Below are 23,270 nucleotides of genomic sequence, written 5' to 3'. Positions count from 1 at the left end.
GGTCATCCTCAGTCCTGCATTTGGGTCTGGCGTTCGACAGGGTCGATCAGCACGGCTTTCTGCTGGCGCACCAGCAGGTCGAGAATTTCTTCCTGCCGGTCACCCAGCACGCCGTTGAAGCTGATGCCGCTGGATTTGGTCGGCGCCAGCATCGCTACGCGGTACAGCTCGACGCTCAACGGCGAGTCGATGGACAGCGGCCCGCTGCCGTTACCCGCCAGTTCACCGCCGACCACAATCAGCGAGACCTTGGCGTCGAACGGGTCGAGGGCGATGTCGCGGTCGGTGTCGGTCAAATCCTTGATGTGGCCGTACACGCCGGTCAGGCCGTTGGCCATGGCGCTGTTCTCGTACAGGCGAATGTTCACGCTGTTACGGATGCGGATACCGTGGCGACGATTGGCAATCACCTTGTTGCCCCACAGCAGGTTGTCGCCGCTCTCATAGAGGGTGATGCCGTCGGTGTGGTTGCGGTAGATCTCGTTGTCGGCGATCAGGTTGTTCACGCTGTTCCGGTCGATCACCAGGCCTGAAAGCTTGTTGTCATAGCTGCGGTTGTTGAAGATGAAGCTGTCGTTCACTTCCCGGGAAATGATGATGCCGTGCTTCTTCTTGGTGCCGTAGACGGTGTTGTCCGCAATGATCAGGCCGTGGGAACGGTCGTGCGGGTCAATGCCGTAGACGATGTTGTCTTTGTAGGTGTTGCCCTTGATCACAAAGCCGGTGGTCTCGTAGCAGTAGAAGCCGTACCACATGTCCGAGAATTCGGAATCGATGATCCAGCCGGTCGGCTCAGCGCGCTTGAGGACCTTGGCCATGTTCGGCGTGTACTGGGAAATACTCACCCCGTACGACTTACTGTTGGCGTAGCCGAAACTGGCCATCTTGCTGTTGGCGATATAGGTCTGGGTGCCGCCCCAGGCCAGCAGGAACGGGCGGAATTCCTTGGGCGACTGAAAGGTCGCCGGGCCGTTGGCCTTTTCGTTCCAGCCGGTAATCCGGGTATCACGCACAAACAGCTGGCCGTCGTTGATCAGGAACGAACCGGCCTGCTGGGACAGGCGCAGCTCCTGGGTCTTCTTGTCGATTTCGAGGATGCCCTTGCGCCCGACGACGATTGGCAGCTTGGCCAGGAACACACCCGGCGACGTTTCGCTGAGGTACTGCTTGGGCACTTTGCCGAGCAGGTCCTTGAGGTTCATGTAGCCGTCGTCGACAAAGATCGCCTGGGGAATGCCGTGCTGGCGCACCACCCATTCGGCCATCTTGTTGTCGCCGCCGATAAAGTCCTTGAGGGCGTCTTCCTGCATCATGCGGCGGACGCTGACTTTGCCGGGCTTGGTACGCACGACCTTCTTTTCCATCGCCGCGGCGGTGTAGCCCGACAGGTCCGGCAGGGCCGGCTTGGGCATTTCCAGCGGCGCGGTTGGCGGGCTGGAGATGGTGTAGGTCTTGGCCTGTTGCAGCTCTTTGGCGATGGTCGGCGCCTTCACCGCCGCACCGTCGGCAAAGGCCGAAGTGCTGGCCAGCAGCATGGCTGCGACCAGCAGGCTGACCGAGCCTTTGAGGGCTTGAGGGTTCATCGCGCAGGCTCCCATCAGAATTTCCAGATCACGTCGACAAAGGCGCGGTGCATGTACGTGTCGACGCCGCTGCCATAGGCGTCGCCCGGTTTGAACACGCCTGCACGCAAGCGCACCAGGGCCGATGGTTCGTTGATCGACTGGCTCAGCGCGGCCGGTAGCAGGCCTTTCTTGAAGTATTTGGTGACCACGACGTCCATCTCCTGGCCGAGGTCCTTCTTGCCGTCTTCAAGCGGCAACGAGGTGCTGGAGAGGATTGCGCCGGTCACGTCATCGGTGTTGTTCTGCACCGCATCGATGCCGTTACTGCCCACCGGCTTGTTGCCGTCGACACGCCAGAACTTGTGGTACACCAGGCTGGCGTCATAGTCCTCGCGCAGCTGCCAGGAACCGAACAGGCTCATGGACTGCATGTTGTTCATCTCGCCGCGAAACGCCTCGCCGAAGCGGTGCACGCGCGATTGCGTGCCGGTCCAGTTCGAGCGGTTACTTTGCAGGCCGTTCTGCTCGTAGTTGGCACTGGCGCGCGAGTAAGCCGCGCCGACTTGCCACTGCGGGTCGAGGCGCAGGCGGATACCCAGGTCGGTGGCCCAGCCACTCACGTCGTCGCTGCGCTTGGCTTGTGCCGGGCGGGTGCCGTCGGCGTTCAAGGCGTTGACCGTGTCGCGGTTGCCTTTCATGCCGGTGACGCTGGCCCAGTAGTTGACGGTGTTGGTGTTGCGCCAGTTATAGGCGTCGCTGTTGGCTTCGATGCCGAGCCAGGTCAGGTCGCCGTTTTCGCGCTTGTCCAACGGATCGGTGGCCACGCCCGGTTCGGCGTAGTCGAGCTTGCCGTCGTCATGGGTGTGATGGCCACGCAGGCCGATCCACTGCCCCGGCGTCCATTGGTAGGCGGCGTCGGCGTAGAAGTGCTTGCGGTCCTTGTCGTCAGGCGACAGTTCCTTCAAGTCGGTGCGGTATTCGCTGAAGCGTTCGGCGGCGCCGATATTGGCTTTGAGCAAGGTGGTGTCGAAGGTCCAGTTCAGCGCTTCGATATTGGTATCGCGCCATTGGCCATCGTCATTGTTCAGGCGCTGGCGCCCGACCTTGAGGAGCTCGCCAGGGTAGGGCGTGAAGCCGCTGTAGCCGACCCAGAACTCGCGCAGGGCCAAATAGTTTTTCTTGGTCTTGCGGTCGTCGTTGCTCGATTGGGCGGCGCTGTCATCGGAGGACTGTTGCAGGGTGTCGGTCTCGATGATGTCACTCGACGTCACGGCCTGGCCCATGGCATAGGCGCTCCACGCGCCGCTTTCGCCATAGACCCATGGGCGCAGGTCGAGGCCGATGCCGTTGACGTCGCCGCCGGGCTTGGTGCCCAGGTCGCGGTCGTCTTCGGACTGGCCGGTGATTTTCACTTCGAGGCCGAAGTTCTTGGCTTCGGTCAGTGCGGCCAGGGTCGGGCATGACCACAGCAGGGCACAGGTCAGGCCGATGCCGGCCTTGACGAATGGGTTGAGCTTCATAGGGATTCCTCGCCGTCTTCTTCTTGCAGGGCGTGCAGTTGCAGCGTGCTCTGGGCCAGGGTGCCGCGCGTGGCCAGCTCCTGCTGCACCAGGCGTTGGCCTTCGGCGCGTTGCTCGGGCGTCAGCGGGGCTTCGAGCTGCGTGGCCAAGTCATTGGCCTCTGGCGTGTCCTGGGCTTTAGCCAACTGGCTGAAGACATAGGCGTTCAATGGGTCGGGCTTGGTGCCCTTGCCTTGGGAAAACAATTGGGCGATGGCGAAGTCGGCGCTGTTCTGGCCGTTGCGCGCAGCGGTCAGCAAGTGGTCGAGGGCTTTTTGCGAGTAGACCTTGCCCAGGTAGCCACGGCGGTAGATCTGGCCGAGGTAGTAATCGGCGGCGACTTCCTTGCCGACGGCTTTTTCGAAGTGCGCTTCGGCGGCTTTCGCATCTGCTGGCACCCACTTGCCTTCGTAGTAGAGCTTGCCCAGCAACAGCTCGGCACGCGGCTGGTCGGCGGCGCGGCCGTTATCCAGGTACAGCATCATCTGGTCGACATCGCCGAGTTCGGGGAAGTCGTAGAGCAGTTGCGCCAGGCTGACCCAGGAGGCGGGGTAGCCGGGGGCGATTTTTTCCAGCAGGGCCTGGGCGGTTTTTTCGTCCGGCTTGCCGAGCGTCGCGTCGCCCAACACACGGGCCACGCTGTCGACGCGCTGGGCCGTGACCGTGCCACGGCTGTAGCCGGCTTCCAGCTGCTTGAGCAGCTCGGCCTGTTTTTCCGGCGCGGCTTGTTTCTGGTAGACCGTGGCCAACTCGACGTAGCAGATGTCGGTGGTGTTCAGGGCGGCCTTGCAGATGCGTTCCACATCATCCAGATGCTGGTCGTAGGTGTCCTGGGTGCGATACAGCAGCACCTGGGCCAGGCCCGCTTCCGGGTAACCCGCCGCCTGCCATTTGCTGATCTGTTGCTGGGCGTTCACGTTAGGAAAGCTGTGCGGGTATTGCAGGTACAGCATCGCCAGCGGAATCAGGGTATTGCCTTCGCCATTGGCAAAGGCTTTTTTCAGCAGGCCCTCGGCTTCGTGCTGCTCGGCCTCGGTGGCGCCCGGCTTGGCCACCAGCAGGCGACCCAGGCGGGCCTGGGCGCGCGGCGAGGTATCGGCGGCCGCGCGGTAGGTGGCCTCGGCCTGGCGGATCTGCTCGGGGTCGCGGGTGGTCACCTGGATATCCGCCAGGCCGACTTGAGCCTCGCTGTAACCCAGGTCTGCCAGCTGCTGATAGTTCTGCTGGGCGGTGACCGTGTCGCCACGTTTGAGGGCTTCGTTGGCCAGGCGCTGGTCGGGCAGGCCGGCGCAACCGGCGAGGCTGACCGCCAGTGCCAATGTGCAGAATGCAGAGGCGAAGTGCGACCCGCTCTGTGTGGGAGCTGGCTTGCCTGCGACGCGGGCAACTCGGTCTTTCAGGTGCACCGAGTCGATCCCATCGCGGGCAAGCCCGACTCCCACAGTGCTCTGTGTTGTGCTTGAAATAGGGTTCACAGGCATGTCCTCCGCTTACAGACCGTGAGCCATGGCTTTATCGATCAGCCAGTTCAGCGAAGGGCCACGGTCGCTGGTGACTTCCACTGGGCGGCCGGCGTAGGTGCTGTCCAGCGGTGCGTCCGGCTTGATCTGTACGCGGATGTCGGAAGACAGGTCGTCGCTGTTCAGGCTGGCGCTGCTGACGATGGTGCCCGTGCGGACCTGTTCTTCGTCGGCGACCTGGAAGCTCACCGGCGTGCCTGGGCGCACGTCGGCGAACTGGCGATAGGTGAAGCGCGCTTCTACGTTGGCCAGGCTGCCGCGTGGCACCAGTCGGAAGATCACGTCGCCCTTGTTGGCGTACTGACCGTCGGCGACCAGTTGCTGGGCGACGACGCAATCGCACGGCGAGGTCAGGGTGCCGGTCATTTGCTTGCCGAACAGTTCTTCGACCTTGGCCGGTTGCAACTGCTCTTCGTCCAGATGGCCCTTGAGCACATCGAGCATGCTGGTGCTGAACGTCGCCAGTGGCGCGCCTTTGGCCGCGACCGCGTCACCTTTGAGCAGGCTTTGTACGGTGCCGTCACGCGGCATGGTCACGTTCATGCCGGGCACGCTGACCAGGCCAGCCTGGGCGTGGCTGACGAAGTACATGCCGTAGACCGACTTGAACACAAAACCGAACGCGGCGAGGCCGACAATGAAGATCCCGGCGCTGAACACCACGGCGCGCAGGCGGCCGAACGCGGTCATGCCGCTGCCGCCGTCCTTGACCTTGCGCGCCTTGGTGAAGTTGTCGCGTTGCAGGGTGGCCAGTACGTCGCCCATGGTCACAATGTCGCCGGACAAGTGCGACGTGATCAGGTGGCGCAGGGTGGAAATATCCTGGGCGTCGAGGTTCTGGAACTGGCAACCGGTGCGGCCGCTCTGGCGGTCGTAGGAGCGAATCTGCAGCTCTACATCCATCGCCAAACCGAGGTTATCGATCACGAACTGCAGGCGGCCCTTGTGCACTTCACCGACGGTCAGTGGCTGGGTGGCGGTGAACGCCAGGCCACCGGCGGACAGGTCGATTACCCGTGCTTCGGTCTGGGTACGGTCGGTGTTGAAGAAGCGCAGCTTGGCCGGGATTTTCACCCGGGCATGTTGGCGCTGGGCTTCGGATTCGTGGACAACGTTGGCGTTTACTGGGCTGTTCATATGTTCGATTTCCTAGTTAATTCAGGCTTGGCTGGGTCAGACCATCATCAGCAACACGGCGACGAAAATGCTGCCGGCGGAGAAGGTCATGGTCCGAGACGACCAGGTGTTGAACCAACGTTGAAAGCTGGCCAAATCGCGGGTCAGTTTGGTGTCCTGGCGGGTCCAGGACTGTTGATCAAGGCGGAAGAACACGTAGATCTTCACCAGCGCGCCCATGATCTGGTTGTAATAGAGAATCACCGGGTACGCCGGGCCGATGGTGTGGCCGGAGCACGACAGCAACAGGGTCAGGATCAGGCGCGTGATGCCGATCCACAGCAGGTACGCAAGGATGAACGCGCCGCCGTACTTGAAGGTGGCGATGATGGCCACGGTCAGGCCGAGCAGGGAGGTCCACATCGACACGCGCTGGTCGAACAGCACCACGCTGGTGAACAGGCCCAGGCGGCGTACGCCGAGGCCGAGGGCGCGGGAGTTCTGGCGCAGGTTGTTGCCGTACCAGCGGAACATCAGCTTGCGGCTGGCCTTGATAAAGCTCTTTTCCGGCGGGTGCTCCACGGTGTTGATCGCGGCGTCCGGCACGTAGAAAGTGTCGTAACCGAGGCGCATCAGGCTGAACCAGCTGGACTTGTCATCGCCGGTCAAAAACTTGAAGCGGCCCAGGCGCCAGTGTTGCAGCGAGTCGCTTTCCACATCGGCGATAAAGCCCGGGTCGGTGACCACGCTGGCACGGAACACCGACATGCGCCCGGTCATGGTCAGCACGCGCTTGGACAGGGCCATGGAGCACATGTTGATGTGGCGCTGGGCGAAGCGCAGTTTGTGCCACTCGCTCATGATGTAGCCGCCGCGCACTTCGCAGAACTCGTTGGTGGTCAGGCCGCCGACGTTGCCGAACAGTTGGAACCACGGCACGGTCTTGCGCACCACGCCTTCGGCGAGCACGGTGTCGCCATCGATCACGGCGACCACTGCGCGGTCATCCGGCAGGTGGCGGGAGATGGCGCGGAAACCAAAGGCCAGGCCGTCACGCTTGCCGGTGCCCGCGATGCGCACGAAGTCGAGCTTTACGTGGTCCGGCGGGTTCATGCGTTCCCACAGGCTTTTCACCAGCAGTTCATCGGACATTTCCACCAGCGAGCAGACCACGGTGGTGGGGAAGCCGCATTCGATGGCCTCGCGAATGACCGAGCTGTAGACCTGGGCGGTGGTCAGCGCATCGATACGGAAGCTGGTGACCATGAGGAACACATGGGACGGGTCTGCCGCCTTGCCCAGCTTGCGCACCTTGCGCCGCAGGTGGGGGTAGACCACGTACAGGAACAGCATGCCGCGAAAGAAATGCGTAGCACCCATCGAGTAGCGCCAGATACCGACGGCGCCAATCAGGAAAATAAAATTCTTCGACTCTGAGTCGAACGTACTCGCCGGCAACAGCAGGGCGAGTCCCATCAGCAGGCTGAGAAAGAACAGCCAGCCGGCCGATTGCAGCAGTACATGTTTTAACTTGGACATAAGCGTCATCCGGAAGGGAAGGAGGCTTCAGGCTGCAAGCGCTGGGGATGAAGACACCTGCAGCCCGAAACTTGCCGTCGCTGTTACCAGCAAATACCTTCGGTGCGGCCACTTACGCTGGTGGCCTTGGACATGAAGCCCACCAGGTCGACCACTTGCTTGCCGTGCGGCGCGTTATGCGCCAGGGCACGGAATTTCTCATCACGGTTGCCGAGGATGATCACGTCGGAGTTGTTGATCACCTCATCGAAGTCCGAGTTGAGCAGGGACGACACGTGCGGGATCTTGCCTTCGATGTAGTCCTTGTTCGCGCCGTGCACACGGGCGTATTCGACGTTGCTGTCGTAGATGCTCAGGTCGAAGCCTTTGCCGATCAGCATTTCCGCGAGCTCGACCAGTGGGCTTTCGCGCAGGTCGTCAGTGCCGGCCTTGAAACTCAGGCCCAGCAGGGCGACTTTGCGTTTGTCATGGCCGGCGACGATGTCGAAGGCGTTCTGTACCTGGGACTCGTTGCTGCGCATCAGCGAGTTCAGCAGCGGCGCTTCCACGTCCAGGGAACCGGCGCGGTAGGTCAGGGCACGCACGTCTTTGGGCAGGCACGAGCCGCCAAACGCGAAACCTGGGCGCATGTAGTACTGGGACAGGTTGAGGGTCTTGTCCTGGCACACCACTTCCATCACTTCACGGCCATCGACGCCGACGGCCTTGGCGATGTTGCCGATCTCGTTGGCGAAGGTGACTTTGGTGGCGTGCCACACGTTGCAGGTGTACTTGATCATTTCGGCGACGGCGATGTCCTTGCGGATGATCGGCGCGTCGAGTTCTTCGTACAGCGACTGCAGGACATCGCCGGAGGCTTTGTCGAACTCACCGATGACGGTCATTGGCGGCAGGTCGTAGTCGGCGATGGCGGTGGATTCGCGCAGGAATTCCGGGTTGACCGCGACACCGAAGTCGACGCCGGCTTTTTTGCCGGAGCAGTCTTCGAGGATCGGGATCACCACGTTGGCCACCGTGCCTGGCAATACGGTGCTGCGCACCACGATGGTGTGGCGGGTGGTCTTGTCACGCAGGACAAACCCGATCTCGCGGCATACCGATTCGATGTAGTTGAGTTCCAGGTCGCCATTTTTCTTGCTCGGCGTGCCGACACAGATCATCGACAGGTCGGTATCGCGGATGGCGTCGGCGAAGTTGGTCGTGCCGCGCAGTCGACCGTTTGCGATGCCTTGGCTCAACAGTTCGCCCAGACCCGGTTCAACGATGGGCGATTTGCCGGCATTGATCAGGTCGATCTTATCCTTGGAGATGTCTACACCGACCACTTCATGGCCACGGGCAGACAGGCAACCGGCGCAGACTGCGCCAACGTAACCCAAACCAAATATGCTAATGCGCATCGCATTTACCTCAATATTAATCATGCCAATTAGATGGCCGGAGTTCATGTTTGCAAGCGTCACTGATGCCACGAAAGTTGGGCGAATAGACGCCGACTTATCGTGTACAGGCATGTTAAATAACGAGTGACTAATCATTGCACTCAAGTTGTGCGAAACGTGGCCTTGTTATTGGGGCCTGCCCTGAAATGCAGCCGGCCTTCTTGGCAGAAGCGCCTGGCGCCAGTGCCGCAGGGCTTTGATAGAGGCATTAAGCCTTTACTTATCAACGCCTTGGGTTGTCTCACTGACCCATTAGGGGAGGCTGAGCCTTGGCCTTATAGTGCGTGGCAATTCATCCTTGTCGCCGTTATTAATTAATCGGTTGGTAATATGACCCCTGAGTCAAAGTTGAATATGACAACTTTGCTACTTCCGTTGGTCGCCATGTAAGTCATCTCTTACAGCTACAGAGAATTTCGTTACCGGTGGTATGAGCGGTGCATCAGGATGAAGTTCCTGGCCGCTCATCCTGTTTCCAGAAATTTCTTGAAATATTAGAAAAGATGGCACTGGTACTATATTGATAGCACTTGCTATTTGGGCGAGTGGTTATGGGGAGTTGAAGAGAGAGGATAGTTTTGTGCCACTAGTGTTTTAAAAAAGTGGTGCCACTACGAAAAAAAATGACGAATGTCGAGTGAAAGATTTGTTAGGAATTTACTTGCTGATTTTTTGGCGCCAAATAAATGACGATATTGGGTTTGGAATGCGAACAAAATGTGGGAGCGGGCTTGCTCGCGAATGCGGTGTATCAGTCAGAATATCTGTTACTGACAGACCGCATTCGCGAGCAAGCCCGCTCCCACATTGGATCTTTAGCGTTGGTGAGGAAGTATCAGGGCGCTATTCCGGTGCGTGATCGCGCAAAAACACCAAATTGTCCGGCTTGGACTGCTCGGCATTGAAGCGATAACCCTGTACATCAAATTGCTTGAGCTTGGCCGGGTCGTTGATGCGCTCTTCGATCACAAAGCGGCTCATCATGCCCCGCGCTTTTTTGGCGTAGAAGCTGATGATCTTGTACTGGCCGTTCTTCAGGTCCTTGAATTCGGTGTTGATGATCCGCGCGTTCAGGGCCGTGCGCTTGACCGCCGAGAAGTATTCGTTGGAGGCCAGGTTGAGCAGCAGGTCATCGCCTTGGTCGGCCAGCGCTTCATTCAACCACTCGCTGATGCGCGTGCCCCAGAACGCGTAGAGGTCCTTGCCACGGGCGTTGGCCAGTTTGGTGCCCATCTCCAGGCGGTACGGCATCATCAGGTCCAGCGGGCGCAGCAGGCCGTAGAGGCCCGAGAGCATGCGCAGGTGGTCCTGGGCGTAGCTGAAGTCGGCATCGCTGAACGTTTCGGCGTTCAGGCCGGTGTAGACATCGCCCTTGAACGCCAGCAAGGCCTGCTTGGCATTGGCCGGCGTGAAGGCCGGCGTCCAGCTGCCGAAGCGGGCGGCGTTGAGGCCACCGATTTTATCGGAGACGTGCATCAACTCGCTGATTTGCGCCGGGCTCAGTTCACGCAATTGTTCGATCAGCTCTTGGGAGTGGTCGAGGTATTGCGGCTGGGTGAAGCGCGGGGTGACCGGCTGTGACTCGAAGTCGAGGGTTTTGGCGGGGGAAATCACCATCAGCATGAAGTTGGCTCCTGAATTCGTGGCGTGTCGCGTGGGCGGGATTCTAGGGGGTTGGGGGGTTAGACTCCACCTATGATGGTGATAGGGCGCTGCTTTGTCGTTGGTGTACATATCCGTTGCTGCGGTAACGGCGGCTTAGGGTTCCGCCCTTACGGCGGGTCACTTTTTTACAAACGCCTAAAAAAGTAACCAAAAAACGCTTTGCCCCACCACTCGGTGCCTCGCCCAGGCTCGGCATGCCCGCACTCCGGCCATCGTGGTTAACGGGGCCTGTCAGATCAAGATCAACAGCAAATCAAAAGCAGAGCACGGCGGCCTGGTAGCCGACCTGAGTGGTAGAAGCAAAAGCAGGGCAAAAGCACAGCAGGGGCAGATCAGAAGCAGAACTGCTTTTCTGTGGGAGCTGGCTTGCCTGCGATACAGACACCTCGGTACATCAGGCCTACCCAGTTGATGCTATCGCAGCGGTTCGGCGGTCCGACAAGCCAGCTCCCACATTGACCGAGTACAGCCTGAAGAGCAGCACACTCTCTGCCTGATGTACTGAGTTCCAAATATGGGAGCGGCGGGGCGACGATTCGACTTGCTCGCGAATGCGCTGGGTCAGTCACCCGATGCATCAACTGACACGCTGCTATCGGGAGCGAGCCCCTTCCCACATTCAACCGAGTTCAGCTTCCAGGATCAGGTCGGCTGTCAGGCATCCTCGGCGTTGCTTTTGATCTACACCACTCAGGTCGGCAACCGGGGCGCCGTGCACCGCTTTTGATCTTAGGCGGCCCGCTCCGTACAGGCTCTATCAAACGTGACCCGCTGTAAGCCCGGAACCCTGAGTGGCTGTTACCCAAACAACGGATATACACACCAACCCAGTAGCTCCCCCAGGTGATCGGCTATAGTGCCCGACAACTCTGGAAAGGGAGACCCTGTGTGCGAATTGCGTTTTTACTGTCGGCTTGTTTGCTGTGCTTGGGCGCCCAGGCGGCGCCGGTGGACGTGGCAAGCCTGGACCGTGGTGTCTGGCCGGAGAAGCTAAGCAGCCCCGCGCTGTTCGACGTCGCCTCACGCGCCGAAATCCTGATGTTCGCCCATAGCTTGATCGCCAGCGAAGCCCAGGACGAAGCCGTGCTCAAGCAGCGCCTGGGCCTGAAGATCATCAACCTGGCTTCCATTGACGACCTGCGCCGGCAACTCTGGCAGCGCCTGTTGGAGAACTACACGTTTGCCCAGCAAAGCTGCGAAGAAGATGCCTCGTTCTGCTACCTGGTGGAAAGCATGGACGACCTGCGCGAACAGGCCGGCAAGTTCCAGGTCAGTGACAACTCCTTCTATATAGGCTGGGCCAACCCCAGCCACAGTTTCCATGAGCGCTACCTGGACGAACTGCTGCGCAAAGCCGCGTTGTTCCCGCAGATCAGCAGTGAGATCGCGCGTTTTGGCGACCACGAACGCAATGGCGACGAATTCAACGACCGCATGTTCCTGCTGACCTTCGACGGCGGCCCGGCACCCGTCAGCGGCAATACTGACTGGCTCACTGACTACCTGCGCAAGCAGAAGCTCAACGCCACCTTCTTCGTCCTCGGCAGCAGTCTGCAAACCCGCGTTGAGCGCAGTTCGGCGGCTGACGTACAAGCGTTGTACCAGGGCCAGTGCGTGGGCACCCAGGGCTGGCAGTATCGCTCCCACAGTCATTGGGTCGAGTGGCAAGGCTCGATCACGCGCAGTGCATCGCTGGCGCAGAACCTGATGCCGGAAAACTACGTGCCGCTGTTTCGCCCGCCGTACGGCCAGCGTCGCGCCGACAGCCAGGGCTTCTTCCAGTCCCAGGGTTTGCAGGTGGCGCTGTGGGATATCGACTCGCAGGATGAGCCGGGCAAACTCAAGGCTGATGAGGCGGCGCAACGGCTGCTGACGTTGATGTTGCTATGGCGCAAAGGGGTGATTGTGTTTCACGACACCCAGGACAAGGCGCGGGTCGCATTACCGATGTTGCTACAGGCGACGGCGCAAAGTGGGCTGGGTTGGCAGGACTGTCGGGAGGCGTTTCGCTGAAAAAGCTGAAGTGCCCGGCCCTGTTGGGGATGAGGCTTTTTTGGGGCGATTTTGTGCGACATTTCGAAGCAGGCGGACTTCCGACTTTAACGGGGTCCATGGCACTCGGCTAGTGCTATTCGTCATCCTGAAAAATAAACTTCAGAAAAGTGTCAAAGTGCTTTTTTCTGTCATCGTTTTTGCGGTATTACGAAGTCAGATCGCCGAAACCTGCAACACAGGTGGCGTCTTCCAAGACTCCTCATGTGGGCACTGCGCTTGACGTCACTCAGGTGCAGTCGGTGGTCGAATCGAGGCGCAGCACTGTTGTGGTATTGCGTCGACTGGCTCCCACAAAGGTGACCGAGTATGGATGATCATGGACGTAACCCTTCTTCCGACCAGCCAATCCTTTATGTGCTTGATACCAACGTACTGATTCACGATCCAAACGCACTGCTTAACTTCGAAGAACACCACGTCGCTATCCCGATGATCGTGCTTGAGGAGCTCGACAAACTCAAAAGCGGGCACCACAGCGTTGCCGCCGAGTGCCGCCAGGCCATCCGCCTGATCGACAAGACCCTGGGTGAAGCCTCACCCGAGGACGTTGAAGTCGGCGTGCCGATCCAGCGCGGAAAAAGCGGGCCCAAGGGCTTGCTGTCGATTTTGATGAACAAGCGCAGCGAGCCCAACAGCCTGCTGCCGGAGAATCTGAACGACAACAAAATCATCAACCAATTGATCGACCTGCACGCGCGTGACAAGGACCTGCGCCTGGTGCTGGTGACCAAAGACATCAATATGCGCCTCAAGGCACGAGCGTGTGGGATCGCTGCCGAGGACTACAGTACCGACCAACTGGTCGACGACGTGTCGATGCTGTCGCGTGGTTATCACACCATGACCGGCTCGTTCTGGGACCGCGTCAGCAAAGTCGAAACCCGTCAGGACCATGGCCGCACCTGGCACCAGGTACAGCTGACCGACAACCTGCCGGCCGTGCATATCAATGAGTTCATCATCGACGAACAGGGGTTTGTGGGCTGGATCAAAGAGATTCAGGTCGACAAGCTGCTGATCCTCGACCTGCATCAGGAACCCCTGTTGCACCAGGAAGCCTGGGGCCTGAAACCGCGTGACATCTACCAGAGCCTGGCGCTGTATGCGCTGCTCGACCCGGATATCCACCTGGTCAACCTGACCGGGGCCGCAGGCTCGGGCAAAACCATCCTCGCCCTGGCGGCCGCCATCGAGCAGACCATGGTGACCAAGCGCTATCGCCGCATCATTGCCACCCGCAGCGTGCAGGGGCTGGACCAGGAAATCGGTTTCCTGCCCGGCACCGAAGCGGAAAAAATGGAGCCGTGGCTGGGGGCGATCACCGACAACCTCGAAGCCTTGCACATGGATGACGAAAACACCCATGGCAGCGTCGATTACATCCTCAGCAAAGTGCCGTTGCAGTTCAAATCCCTCAACTACATCCGAGGTCGCAGCTTCCAGCAAAGCCTGATTTTGATCGATGAATGCCAGAACCTGACACCGCACCAGATGAAAACCATCATCACCCGTGCCGGTGCCGGTTCCAAAGTGGTGTGCCTGGGCAACCTGGCGCAGATCGACACCCCTTACCTGTCCGCGACCAGCTCCGGGCTGACCTACCTGACGGAACGCTTCAAAGACTTCCCGAACGGCGTGCACATTGCGCTGCAAGGGGTGCCTCGCTCGATTCTGGCTGAATACGCCGAGTCCCATCTGTAAACACACCCATGGCGTAGTTGGTGGCTAAATGCCACGAACCACCCCGGATTTCTCACGAAATCCGGGGTTTTTGTTGTGGGCGACATTTGTCTTCGTTAATGCGCCCAGGGTGCTTGTAGTCTTTGTAATTATTTTGTTACATTTTTTCCGCCGCAAAATAATAAGAACGCTGTGTGACTCCAGTCGAAACGTAACCTCATTGATTCGACGACGTTTTGAGAACCCCCAGCGGGTTTTCCGCGTGACCCTGCCTATTACAAAAAGCCCGATACATCGCTCATTGACGACGCACATATCCAAAGGGAAAGGAATAATGGACGTAGCAGGTAATGGCTTCACTTTGTTTCATCGCAAGCGCAGCACCGGTTCCAAATCAATCCCCCTCACGCCCATCGCAGTGGGGCTTGCCCTCTGGCTGGGCCAGGGCTCGATGGCCTGGGCGGATGACAGCAACCCTTACACGGCGCAGGTGCTGGAGTCGGCCTTCAGGAAAGCCGTTGCATCGTTCGGCCCCAACACGGAGGTCTACAAGAACCTGCGGTTTGCTTATGCAGACATTGTCGACCTCGCGGCCAAAGACTTTGCCGCCCAGTCGGGCAAGTTCGATTCGCCCCTCAAGCAATATTACGAACTGCAGCCGGAAAACCTGACCATCGGCGCCATGCTTGGCGATACCAAGCGCCCGCTGGACTATGCCTCGCGACTGGATTACTACCGCAGCCGACTGTTCAGCAACAGTGGCCGCTACACCACCAATATTCTCGATTTTTCCAAGGCCATCCTCGCGAACCTGCCGGCTGCCAAGCCCTATACCTACGTTGAGCCGGGCGTCAGCAGTCACCTCAATGGGCAATTGAATGCAGGCCAGTCCTGGGCGGACGCCACACGTGACTGGAGCGCCAACGCCCAAACCTGGAAGACCCCGGAAGCCCAGGTCAACTCTGGCCTGGACCGCACCAACGCGTATTACGCCTATGCCTTGGGCATGACCGGCAAGGGCGTGAATGTGGGGGTGCTCGACTCGGGCATCCTTACCCGGCACGTTGAGTTCCAGGGCAAAAATGCCCAGGGCCAGGACCGGGTGCAGGCGGTGACGTCCAGCGGCGAGTATTACGCGACCCACCCGCGCTACCTTCACGACACCCCGGACGGCGAGTTTCAAAAGGGCGAGCACTTCAGTATTTCCGGTGAGTACGACCCGGTCATCAATGACGGACACGGCACGGAAATGTCCGGCGTACTGGGCGCCAGCCGCAATGGCACCGGCATGCACGGCATTGCCTTTGATGCGAATATTTTTGTCGCCAATACCGGCGGCACCGACGACAACCGCTTCCAGGGCTCCAACGACCTCGACTACAACGCATTCATGGCCAGCTACAACGCCTTGGCGGCGAAGAACGTGTCGATCGTCAACCAGAGCTGGGGGCAAAACTCGCGCAACGACGTGGAGAACCACTTCGGTAATGTCGGTGACAGTGCGGCCGACAACTTGCGCGACATGACCGCCGCTTATCGCCCGTTCTGGGACAAGGCCCACGCCGGGCAGAAAACCTGGATGGATGCCATGGCGGACGCCGCACGGCAAAACACCTTTATCCAGATCATCTCGGCGGGCAACGACAGCCACGGCGCCAACCCGGACACCAACGCCAACCTGCCGTTTTTCAAGCCGGATATCGAAGCAAAATTCCTCTCGATCACCGGTTACGACGAAACCAGCGCCCAGGTGTACAACCGCTGCGGCACTTCGAAGTGGTGGTGTGTGATGGGGGTTTCGGGCATTCCGTCCACCGGGCCGGAAGGCGAAATCATCCCCAATGCCAACGGCACGTCTGCCGCTGCACCGAGCGTTTCCGGGGCGTTGGCCCTGGTGATTCAGCGCTTCCCTTACATGACCGCCAGCCAGGCGCGGGATGTGTTGCTGACCACCTCCAGCCTGCAAGCGCCGGATGGGCCGGACACGCCTGTCGGTAACCTGACGGGTGGCCGCACCTACGACAACCTGCAACCGGTGCACGATGCCGCGCCAGGCACGCCGCAAGTGCCGGGTGTGGTCAGCGGCTGGGGCTTGCCCAACCTGCAAAAAGCCATGCAGGGGCCGGGGCAGTTCCTCGGTTCGGTGGCGGTGGCATTGCCCACCGGTACTCGCGATATCTGGGCTAACCCGATTTCCGATGAGGCGATTCGCGCCCGTCGTGTCGAAGACGCCACCGAGCAGGCGACCTGGGCTGCCACCAAGCAGCAAAAAGGCTGGCTGAACGGGCTGCCCGCCAATGCCTCGGCGGATGACCAGTTTGACTACGAAATCGGCCACGCCCGGGAACAGGCGACGCTGGCACGCGGTAAGGATTTGCTCACCGGCACGACCTATGTCGGCAGCCTGGCCAAGTCCGGGGACGGCGAATTGGTGCTGGAAGGCCAAAACACCTATTCGGGCAGCACGTGGGTACGTGGCGGCAAGCTGTCGGTCGACGGCTCGTTGACCTCGGCCGTGACGGTGGACGGCAGCGCCGTGGGGACGGTGAACGCGGATAACGCTGTGCTGACCACCCAGGGCGGCACACTGGCCGGTAACGGCAGCGTGGGCGCCTTGAGCGTGAACGCTGGCGGCCGCGTGGCGCCGGGTCACTCGATCGGTACGCTGCACACCGGTAACGTCACCTTCAACCCGGGTTCGGTGTATGCCGTGGAGGTCGGCCCGAACGGGCAGAGCGACCAGATCCAGAGCAGCGGCGTCGCCACGCTCAACGGCGGTGTTGTCACCGTGTCGCTGGAAAACAGCCCCAACCTGCTGTCCGCCACCGAAGCCCGTAGCCTGCTGGGCCAGCAGTTCAACATCCTCAGCGCCAGCCAGGGCATCAACGGTCAGTTTGCGGCGATTACCCCCAACTACCTGTTTATCGGCACTCAACTGAACTACCAGCCGAACCAACTGAGCCTGGCGGTGGCGCGTAACCAGACGAGTTTTGCCAGCGTCGCGCAAACCCGCAACGAACGCGCCGTGGCAAGCGTGGCCGATGCATTGGGCAGCGGCAGCCCGGTGTATGAAAGCCTCCTGGCCTCGGACTCTGCCGCCCAGGCGCAGGCTGCGTTCAAGCAACTCTCGGGGCAATTGCACGCGGATGTGGCGGCGGCGCAAATGGCCGACAGCCGTTACCTTCGCGAAGCGGTCAACGGTCGCCTGCAACAGGCCCAGGCGCTGGATTCCAGCGCGCAAATCCAGGCCAGCGATAACGGTGGCTGGGTGCAATTGCTGGGCGGGCGCAATAACGCCAGCGGTGACAACAATGCCAGCGGCTACTCCTCGTCCACCAGCGGTGTGCTGCTGGGGCTGGACACGGACGTCGGCGACGGCTGGCGTGTCGGCGCGGCGACCGGCTACACCCAGAGCCATCTCAATGGTGAATCGGCGTCGGCGGACAGCGACAACTATCACCTGTCGGTCTACGGCGGTAAACGCTTCGACGCCATCGCCCTGCGCTTGGGTGGCGCCACCACCTGGCATCGCCTGGACACCTCGCGGCGTGTGGCTTACGCGAACCAGTCGGACTATGACAAAGCCGACTACAACGCCCGCACGGATCAAGTGTTTGCCGAGATCGGTTACACCCAGTGGAACCTGTTCGAACCCTTCGCCAACCTGACGTACCTGAATTACCAGAGCGATTCGTTCAAGGAGAAGGGCGGCGCTGCCGCCTTGCACGCCAGCAAGCAAAGCCAGGACGCCACGCTGTCGACCCTCGGCCTGCGCGCGCATACCCAGTTGGCGGTCAGCTCGACGTCGGCAGTGACATTGCGCGGCGAGCTCGGTTGGGAGCATCAGTTCGGCGATACCGATCGCGATGCCTCGCTGAAGTTTAGCGGCAGTGACAGCGCCTTCGCCGTCAACAGTGTGCCCGTGGCCCGTGATGGCGCGGTGATCAAGGCCAGTGCGGAAATGGCCTTGACCAAAGACACGCTGGTGTCCTTGAACTACAGCGGTTTGCTGTCCAACCGCGGTAACAACAACGGGATCAATGCCGGGTTTACATTCCGCTTCTAATCCTGCGTTGTTGGTTATGAGGGGGCGCACTGAGCAATCAGTGCGCCCCTTTTTGATGGGATAAACAGCCCTGCGCAAAATTGACTCACAGGTTTACAATTGCCGCTCCTGATCAGGAGTATCCCTGTGCTGACTCATCTCGATTCCCAAGGTCGCGCCCATATGGTCGACGTCACCGACAAAGCCGTGACGTTCCGCGAGGCCGTGGCCGAAGCGCGGGTGCGCATGCTGCCCGACACCCTGAAAATGATTGTCGACGGCGCCCACCCCAAGGGCGACGTATTTGCCGTGGCCCGTATTGCCGGGATCCAGGCGGCTAAAAAAACCAGTGATCTGATCCCGCTGTGCCACCCGCTGATGCTCACGGGCGTCAAGGTCGAGTTGAGCGCTGATGGCATCGACGCCGTGCATATCCTGGCGCGTTGCAAACTCAGCGGCCAGACCGGTGTGGAGATGGAAGCGCTGACGGCCGCCAGCGTCGCTGCACTGACGATTTACGACATGTGCAAGGCCGTGGACCGTGGCATGACCATCGAAAGTATTCGCCTGCTGGAAAAGCTTGGCGGCAAAAGCGGGCATTTCAAGGCGGACCAGGCATGAGCATCAACGTATTGTTTTTTGCGCGTTACGCCGAGACGACAGGCTTTGATTCGCTGGAGATGGAAGGCGAGTTCGCTAGCGTCGATGCCGTGCGACAGGCGTTGGCGGCAGACCCTGAGTTTGCGGTGCTCAACGAGAGCAACCTGATGTGTGCGCGAAACGAGGAGCTGTGCAGCCTCGATGAGCCGGTGCAGGCCGGTGATGAAGTGGCGTTTTTCCCGCCCGTGACGGGAGGCTGAGCATGGCCATTCGCGTACAGGCCGAGGCATTTGACCCCGGCGCAGAGGTTAACGCCATGCACGCCGCCAATGTCGGCGTGGGCGCGGTGGTGAGTTTTGTCGGCTATGTGCGCGACTTCAATGATGGCCGCGATGTGTCGGGCATGTTCCTTGAGCACTATCCTGGCATGACCGAAAAAGCCCTGGCCAAGATCGCGGTGGAAGCCGAACAACGTTGGCCGTTGCTCAAGCTGGAAGTGCTGCACCGCATCGGCGCGCTGGAACCGGGCGAGCCCATCGTGTTTGTGGCGGCAGCCAGTGCACACCGCCAGGCCGCGTTTGATGCCTGTGCGTTTGTGATGGACTACCTGAAGACCCGCGCGCCGTTCTGGAAGAAAGAACACACACCAGAAGGGCCACGCTGGGTGGAAGGGCGGGGCAGCGATCACGCGGCGGCGGATCGCTGGAAATAAACCGCCGACTAACTGTGTGTGGAGATCCAGATGTGGCAGCGGGCTTGCTCGCGAAGGCGGTGTCTCAGTCAGTACACCTTTACCTGACAGACCGCATTCGCGAGCAAGCCCGCTCCCACCTGTTTAAGCGCATTCCAGCTTACGGGCGTTTGCGTTCCACAGCCCGCAGCAAATGCGTCGGCGGCGTCTCGCAACTGATCTTGCGACCCAGCAACGTTTCGATCGACGGCAACTGATACGAGTCATCTTCACCGGCAAAGCTGATCGATACACCCGCAGCGCCTGCACGGCCGGTACGGCCAATGCGGTGCACGTAATCGTCCGGGACTTCCGGCAGGGTGAAGTTGATCACATGGCTGATGCCATCAATGTGAATTCCGCGCCCGGCCACGTCGGTGGCCACCAGCACACGAATCTTGCCTTCGCGAAAGCCTTCCAAGGTCTTGATGCGCTTGTGTTGCGGCACATCGCCGGACAGTTGCGCGGCGTTGACGCCGTCGCGCACCAGGCGTTCCTCGATGCGGCGCACTTCGTCCTTGCGGTTGGCGAACACCATCACGCGCTCCCAACCGTTGTCGTTGACCAGGTTGTAGAGCAGCTTGTACTTGTCGGCGCCGGCGACGGCGTAGATGTGCTGTTCGACGTTTTCGCTGGCAACGTTCAGCGCTTCGATCTCGACGATGGACGGGTCGGTGGTCCACTGCTTGGCGAGGTTCATCACGTCTTCGGTGAAGGTCGCGGAGAACAGCAGGGTCTGGCGCTCGTTTTTCGGCGGGGTCTGGCGAATGATCTGGCGTACTTGCGGGATAAAACCCATGTCGAGCATGCGGTCGGCTTCGTCCAGCACCATCACTTCGACCATGTCCAAATGCACGTCGCCGCGCTGGTTGAAGTCGAGCAGGCGGCCCGGGGTGGCGACGAGGATGTCGCAATGACGGGCTTCGAGGTGCTTGAGTTGCTTGTCGAAGTCCATGCCACCGACGAACGTCATGACGTTCAGGCCGGTGTACTTGGTCAGGTCGGCGGCGTCCTTGGCGATCTGCACCACCAGCTCCCGGGTGGGGGCGATGATCAGTGCGCGCGGCTCACCCATGTAGCGTTCTTTGGGCGGCGGCGTTTGCAGCAGTTGGGTGATGATCGAAATCAGGAACGCGGCGGTCTTGCCGGTGCCGGTCTGCGCACGGCCGATGGCGTCTTTGCCGGCAAGGGTGAAACCCAGCACCTGCGCCTGGATCGGCGTGCAGTACGGGAAACCCAGGTCCTGGATGGCGTGCATCAGCTCCGGGGCCAGTTTGAAATCGTGGAAGCGGGTTTTGCCTTCCTGGGGCTCGACGACGAAGTCTTCGAGTTTCCACGGGATCACGGGCGGTTTGGGTGCGCGCTCGCGGCGTGGTGCTTTCGGCGCTGGCGCTGGCGCTGGTGCGGCAGCAGCAGGCAGTGCCTGTTCAGGTGGCGTCACCGGCGGTGTCTTCGGCGAGGCGACAGGTGCGGTCCGGCCTGGCTGTTGACCGTCATTGCGGCTGTCGGAGGAGGGGACAGGAGCACTGGGAACAGGCGCGAACGGCTCAGCCTCGCTTTTGCCGAACATCTTCTTAAGTGCTTTGAGCACGGTGATCTCATTAATTGGTTAAGGAATGTACGCCGGCCAGTGTAATGCAAGAAACGGGCGCGGCGTAGTGCGTCTGTCATACGGCTACATAAACGCTGGGTTTCAGCCCAGGCGTGCAGCCAACCAGGCACCGATATCGGCGATCTCTTGAGGTAACACTTCGTGACCCATTGGGTATTCCTGCCATGTCACGGTGACACCACGGCTCTTTAAATGCTCGTAGGCGCTTCGGCCCATGGCGTTTTGCACCACGTCGTCGTACTGACCGTGCAGGCAGAGTGCAGGAATACGCTGTTGGCTCGCGGACAATTCCAGCTCGTCACCGAAGGTCGGTGCATAAGTAGAGAGGGCAATCACGCCACCCAAAGGGCCCTGCCATTTAAGGAAGGCGGTGTGGAAGACCACGGCGCCACCTTGGGAAAAACCGGCGAGGAAAATCCGCGAGGCGTCTATTCCGGTTCTCTTCTGCTCTTCGATCAGGTCCGTAACCATTTTGGTCGACGCTTCCAGCTCTTCCAGGCTGATGGAACGGGCTGGGCTCATGGCCTTGATGTCGTACCAGCTGGGCATCTCGTAGCCGCCATTGATGGTCACCGGGCGGGTCGGCGCCTGGGGCAATACAAAGCGGGTGGACAGCAAGTTTTCCTGCAGCGCCTCGGCCACCGGCAGGAAGTCGTAGCGATCGGCACCCAGGCCATGCAACCAGATTACGCAGGCGTCTGCGAGCTTGGCGGGCTGAAGAATCAAGGGTTCGGTCATGTCTGCTCCATATATGTGCGTGCGCTCCGATTGAGTGCGTCGGAACGGTGCGCGACGGGTTGATCTGTTAAGAGAATGTCGCAAGGTTGAATCTTTTTCTATTGACCATGGGCAGAAACGACTCTGCTCTCACTCTGGTACGCGCCTTGCTATGTGTAGGTCGATGTCAGGACTATCCCAGGACGGTAACACTATCAGTGACTGCCGCTTGTGGGATAGCAACTGGAATTACCGCGACAACTTCATGCCGCTTGACCCCAAAAAAAGCCAACACGGGTCGATATCGCCTCATAAGGGTGCGCTGAGGTTGGAGCTCCGACACAACAAGAGCAACTGGAGGTTTGAATGAAGGTATTGAAATCCACCCTGGCCATCGTAACCGCGGCCGCTGTACTGGGTGTCAGTGGTTTCGCCCAAGCCGGCGCCACCCTGGACGCCGTGCAGAAGAAAGGCTTTGTGCAATGTGGCGTGAGTGACGGCCTGCCGGGTTTCTCGGTACCGGATGCCAGCGGCAAGATCCTCGGGATCGATGCTGACGTTTGCCGTGCTGTGGCCGCCGCTGTTTTCGGTGACGCAACCAAGGTCAAATTCAGCCAGTTGAACGCCAAGGAGCGTTTCACCGCGCTTCAGTCCGGCGAAGTCGACATCCTGTCGCGTAACACCACCATGACCAGCTCCCGCGATGCGGGCATGGGTCTGAAATTCCCGGGCTTCATCACTTATTACGACGGCATCGGCTTCCTGGTTAACAACAAGCTGGGCGTCAAAAGTGCCAAGGAACTCGACGGTGCAACCATCTGCATCCAGGCCGGTACCACCACCGAGCTGAACGTTTCCGACTACTTCCGTGGCAACAACCTCAAGTACACCCCGATCACCTTCGACACCTCCGATGAAAGCGCCAAGTCGCTGGAATCCGGTCGTTGCGACGTGCTGACCTCCGACAAGTCCCAACTGTTCGCCCAGCGCAGCAAGCTGGCCTCGCCGAAGGACTACGTGGTTCTGCCGGAAACCATTTCCAAGGAACCGCTGGGCCCGGTCGTGCGTAACGGCGATGACGAGTGGCTGGCCATCGTGCGCTGGGTGGGCTACGCCATGCTCAACGCTGAAGAAGCCGGTATCACCTCCAAAAACGTTGAAGCTGAAGCCAAGTCCACCAAGAACCCGGACGTTGCTCGTCTGCTCGGTGCTGACGGCGAATACGGCAAAGACCTGAAAGTGAAGAAAGACTGGGTCGTACAGATCGTCAAGCAAGTCGGTAACTACGGTGAAGTGTTCGAGCGCAACCTGGGCAAGAGCACCCCGCTGGAAATCGACCGTGGCCTGAACGCGCTGTGGAACAACGGCGGCATTCAATACGCACCCCCTGTGCGCTGATAGCTGATGGTTCTGTCACCCGGTGGG

16 protein-coding genes are annotated in these 23,270 nt (G+C 60.2%); 7 read left to right on the top strand and 9 right to left on the bottom strand.

Annotated elements, in window-relative coordinates:
* Nucleotides 1–8 precede the first annotated feature (8 nt).
* The 7 genes from algG to yaaA all read right to left on the bottom strand — a co-directional run bounded on the left by algG (nucleotide 9) and on the right by yaaA (nucleotide 10,364).
* Nucleotides 9–1,598: a mannuronan 5-epimerase AlgG gene (algG, locus tag JFT85_RS10945; protein ID WP_053254505.1), complete on the bottom strand. Its 1,590-nt coding sequence runs from the start codon at nucleotides 1,596–1,598 to the stop codon at nucleotides 9–11.
* Nucleotides 1,598–3,085: an alginate export family protein gene (locus JFT85_RS10940; RefSeq protein ID WP_053254506.1), complete on the bottom strand. Its 1,488-nt coding sequence runs from the start codon at nucleotides 3,083–3,085 to the stop codon at nucleotides 1,598–1,600. The genes algG and JFT85_RS10940 overlap by 1 nt, the downstream gene beginning before the upstream one ends.
* Entirely contained in the window at nucleotides 3,082–4,605 is a 1,524-nt protein-coding gene (gene algK, locus JFT85_RS10935) for an alginate biosynthesis TPR repeat lipoprotein AlgK (RefSeq protein ID WP_242486528.1), read from the bottom strand. The genes JFT85_RS10940 and algK overlap by 4 nt, the downstream gene beginning before the upstream one ends.
* A gap of 9 nt (nucleotides 4,606–4,614) precedes the next feature.
* The gene (locus JFT85_RS10930; RefSeq protein ID WP_053254508.1) at nucleotides 4,615–5,781 is read right to left on the bottom strand and encodes a PilZ domain-containing protein; all 1,167 of its coding nucleotides are present in this window, start codon (nucleotides 5,779–5,781) and stop codon (nucleotides 4,615–4,617) included.
* Nucleotides 5,782–5,817: 36 nt separating this feature from the next.
* Nucleotides 5,818–7,299 (bottom strand): mannuronan synthase, encoded by a 1,482-nt coding sequence (gene alg8 / locus JFT85_RS10925; RefSeq protein ID WP_162232016.1) that lies wholly within the window; start codon nucleotides 7,297–7,299, stop codon nucleotides 5,818–5,820.
* Nucleotides 7,300–7,382: 83 nt separating this feature from the next.
* Nucleotides 7,383–8,699 (bottom strand): nucleotide sugar dehydrogenase, encoded by a 1,317-nt coding sequence (locus JFT85_RS10920; protein WP_053254510.1) that lies wholly within the window; start codon nucleotides 8,697–8,699, stop codon nucleotides 7,383–7,385.
* A gap of 885 nt (nucleotides 8,700–9,584) precedes the next feature.
* Nucleotides 9,585–10,364 (bottom strand): peroxide stress protein YaaA, encoded by a 780-nt coding sequence (yaaA, locus tag JFT85_RS10915; protein WP_069551834.1) that lies wholly within the window; start codon nucleotides 10,362–10,364, stop codon nucleotides 9,585–9,587.
* Between the two features lie 930 nt (nucleotides 10,365–11,294).
* Here yaaA and JFT85_RS10910 point away from each other — a divergent pair.
* The 6 genes from JFT85_RS10910 to moaE all read left to right on the top strand — a co-directional run bounded on the left by JFT85_RS10910 (nucleotide 11,295) and on the right by moaE (nucleotide 19,498).
* A complete protein-coding gene (locus JFT85_RS10910; RefSeq protein ID WP_069551835.1) occupies nucleotides 11,295–12,419 on the top strand; it encodes a polysaccharide deacetylase family protein in 1,125 nt (374 codons plus the stop codon).
* 348 nt (nucleotides 12,420–12,767) lie between these two features.
* Nucleotides 12,768–14,162 carry a PhoH family protein gene (locus JFT85_RS10905; protein WP_053254513.1) on the top strand — a complete coding sequence of 465 codons (1,395 nt, stop codon included), beginning with the start codon at nucleotides 12,768–12,770 and terminating at the stop codon, nucleotides 14,160–14,162.
* A 313-nt stretch (nucleotides 14,163–14,475) separates the two neighbouring features.
* The gene (locus tag JFT85_RS10900) at nucleotides 14,476–18,207 is read left to right on the top strand and encodes an autotransporter domain-containing protein (RefSeq protein ID WP_201229835.1); all 3,732 of its coding nucleotides are present in this window, start codon (nucleotides 14,476–14,478) and stop codon (nucleotides 18,205–18,207) included.
* A 126-nt stretch (nucleotides 18,208–18,333) separates the two neighbouring features.
* Nucleotides 18,334–18,807, top strand: a complete 474-nt coding sequence (gene moaC / locus JFT85_RS10895) for a cyclic pyranopterin monophosphate synthase MoaC (protein WP_053254515.1) — start codon at nucleotides 18,334–18,336, stop codon at nucleotides 18,805–18,807.
* Nucleotides 18,804–19,046 (top strand): molybdopterin converting factor subunit 1, encoded by a 243-nt coding sequence (gene moaD, locus JFT85_RS10890; protein ID WP_201229834.1) that lies wholly within the window; start codon nucleotides 18,804–18,806, stop codon nucleotides 19,044–19,046. Before moaC ends, moaD begins: the two co-directional genes overlap by 4 nt.
* Before the next feature lie 2 nt (nucleotides 19,047–19,048).
* Nucleotides 19,049–19,498, top strand: coding sequence for a molybdopterin synthase catalytic subunit MoaE (moaE, locus tag JFT85_RS10885; RefSeq protein WP_053254517.1), 450 nt, complete (start codon nucleotides 19,049–19,051; stop codon nucleotides 19,496–19,498).
* 139 nt (nucleotides 19,499–19,637) lie between these two features.
* On the opposite strand, the gene rhlB is transcribed toward moaE, so the two are convergent.
* Nucleotides 19,638–21,113 (bottom strand): ATP-dependent RNA helicase RhlB, encoded by a 1,476-nt coding sequence (rhlB, locus tag JFT85_RS10880; RefSeq protein ID WP_073637269.1) that lies wholly within the window; start codon nucleotides 21,111–21,113, stop codon nucleotides 19,638–19,640.
* Between the two features lie 96 nt (nucleotides 21,114–21,209).
* A complete protein-coding gene (locus tag JFT85_RS10875; RefSeq protein ID WP_053254519.1) occupies nucleotides 21,210–21,866 on the bottom strand; it encodes an alpha/beta hydrolase in 657 nt (218 codons plus the stop codon).
* Nucleotides 21,867–22,211: 345 nt separating this feature from the next.
* On the opposite strand from JFT85_RS10875, the gene JFT85_RS10870 reads away from it, so the two are divergent.
* Nucleotides 22,212–23,243 carry an amino acid ABC transporter substrate-binding protein gene (locus JFT85_RS10870; RefSeq protein WP_053254520.1) on the top strand — a complete coding sequence of 344 codons (1,032 nt, stop codon included), beginning with the start codon at nucleotides 22,212–22,214 and terminating at the stop codon, nucleotides 23,241–23,243.
* The last annotated feature ends 27 nt before the right edge of the window (nucleotides 23,244–23,270 follow it).

It is taken from the genome of Pseudomonas sp. TH04, assembly GCF_016651355.1.
Lineage (GTDB): Bacteria > Pseudomonadota > Gammaproteobacteria > Pseudomonadales > Pseudomonadaceae > Aquipseudomonas > Aquipseudomonas fluorescens.
Note: the sequence above shows the minus strand (reverse complement) of the source record. Positions and strands in the feature narration are given on the sequence as shown.

Excerpts from the sequence above, each read along its gene's own strand:
- algG (WP_053254505.1), bottom strand. The coding sequence starts at position 1,598 with ATGGGAGCCTGCGCGATGAACCCTCAAGCCCTCAAAGGCTCGGTCAGC.
- JFT85_RS10940 (WP_053254506.1), bottom strand. The coding sequence starts at position 3,085 with ATGAAGCTCAACCCATTCGTCAAGGCCGGCATCGGCCTGACCTGTGCC.
- algK (WP_242486528.1), bottom strand. The coding sequence starts at position 4,605 with ATGCCTGTGAACCCTATTTCAAGCACAACACAGAGCACTGTGGGAGTC.
- JFT85_RS10930 (WP_053254508.1), bottom strand. The coding sequence starts at position 5,781 with ATGAACAGCCCAGTAAACGCCAACGTTGTCCACGAATCCGAAGCCCAG.
- alg8 (WP_162232016.1), bottom strand. The coding sequence starts at position 7,299 with ATGTCCAAGTTAAAACATGTACTGCTGCAATCGGCCGGCTGGCTGTTC.
- JFT85_RS10920 (WP_053254510.1), bottom strand. The coding sequence starts at position 8,699 with ATGCGCATTAGCATATTTGGTTTGGGTTACGTTGGCGCAGTCTGCGCC.
- yaaA (WP_069551834.1), bottom strand. The coding sequence starts at position 10,364 with ATGCTGATGGTGATTTCCCCCGCCAAAACCCTCGACTTCGAGTCACAG.
- JFT85_RS10905 (WP_053254513.1), top strand. The coding sequence starts at position 12,768 with ATGGATGATCATGGACGTAACCCTTCTTCCGACCAGCCAATCCTTTAT.
- JFT85_RS10900 (WP_201229835.1), top strand. The coding sequence starts at position 14,476 with ATGGACGTAGCAGGTAATGGCTTCACTTTGTTTCATCGCAAGCGCAGC.
- moaD (WP_201229834.1), top strand. The coding sequence starts at position 18,804 with ATGAGCATCAACGTATTGTTTTTTGCGCGTTACGCCGAGACGACAGGC.
- moaE (WP_053254517.1), top strand. The coding sequence starts at position 19,049 with ATGGCCATTCGCGTACAGGCCGAGGCATTTGACCCCGGCGCAGAGGTT.
- JFT85_RS10875 (WP_053254519.1), bottom strand. The coding sequence starts at position 21,866 with ATGACCGAACCCTTGATTCTTCAGCCCGCCAAGCTCGCAGACGCCTGC.
- JFT85_RS10870 (WP_053254520.1), top strand. The coding sequence starts at position 22,212 with ATGAAGGTATTGAAATCCACCCTGGCCATCGTAACCGCGGCCGCTGTA.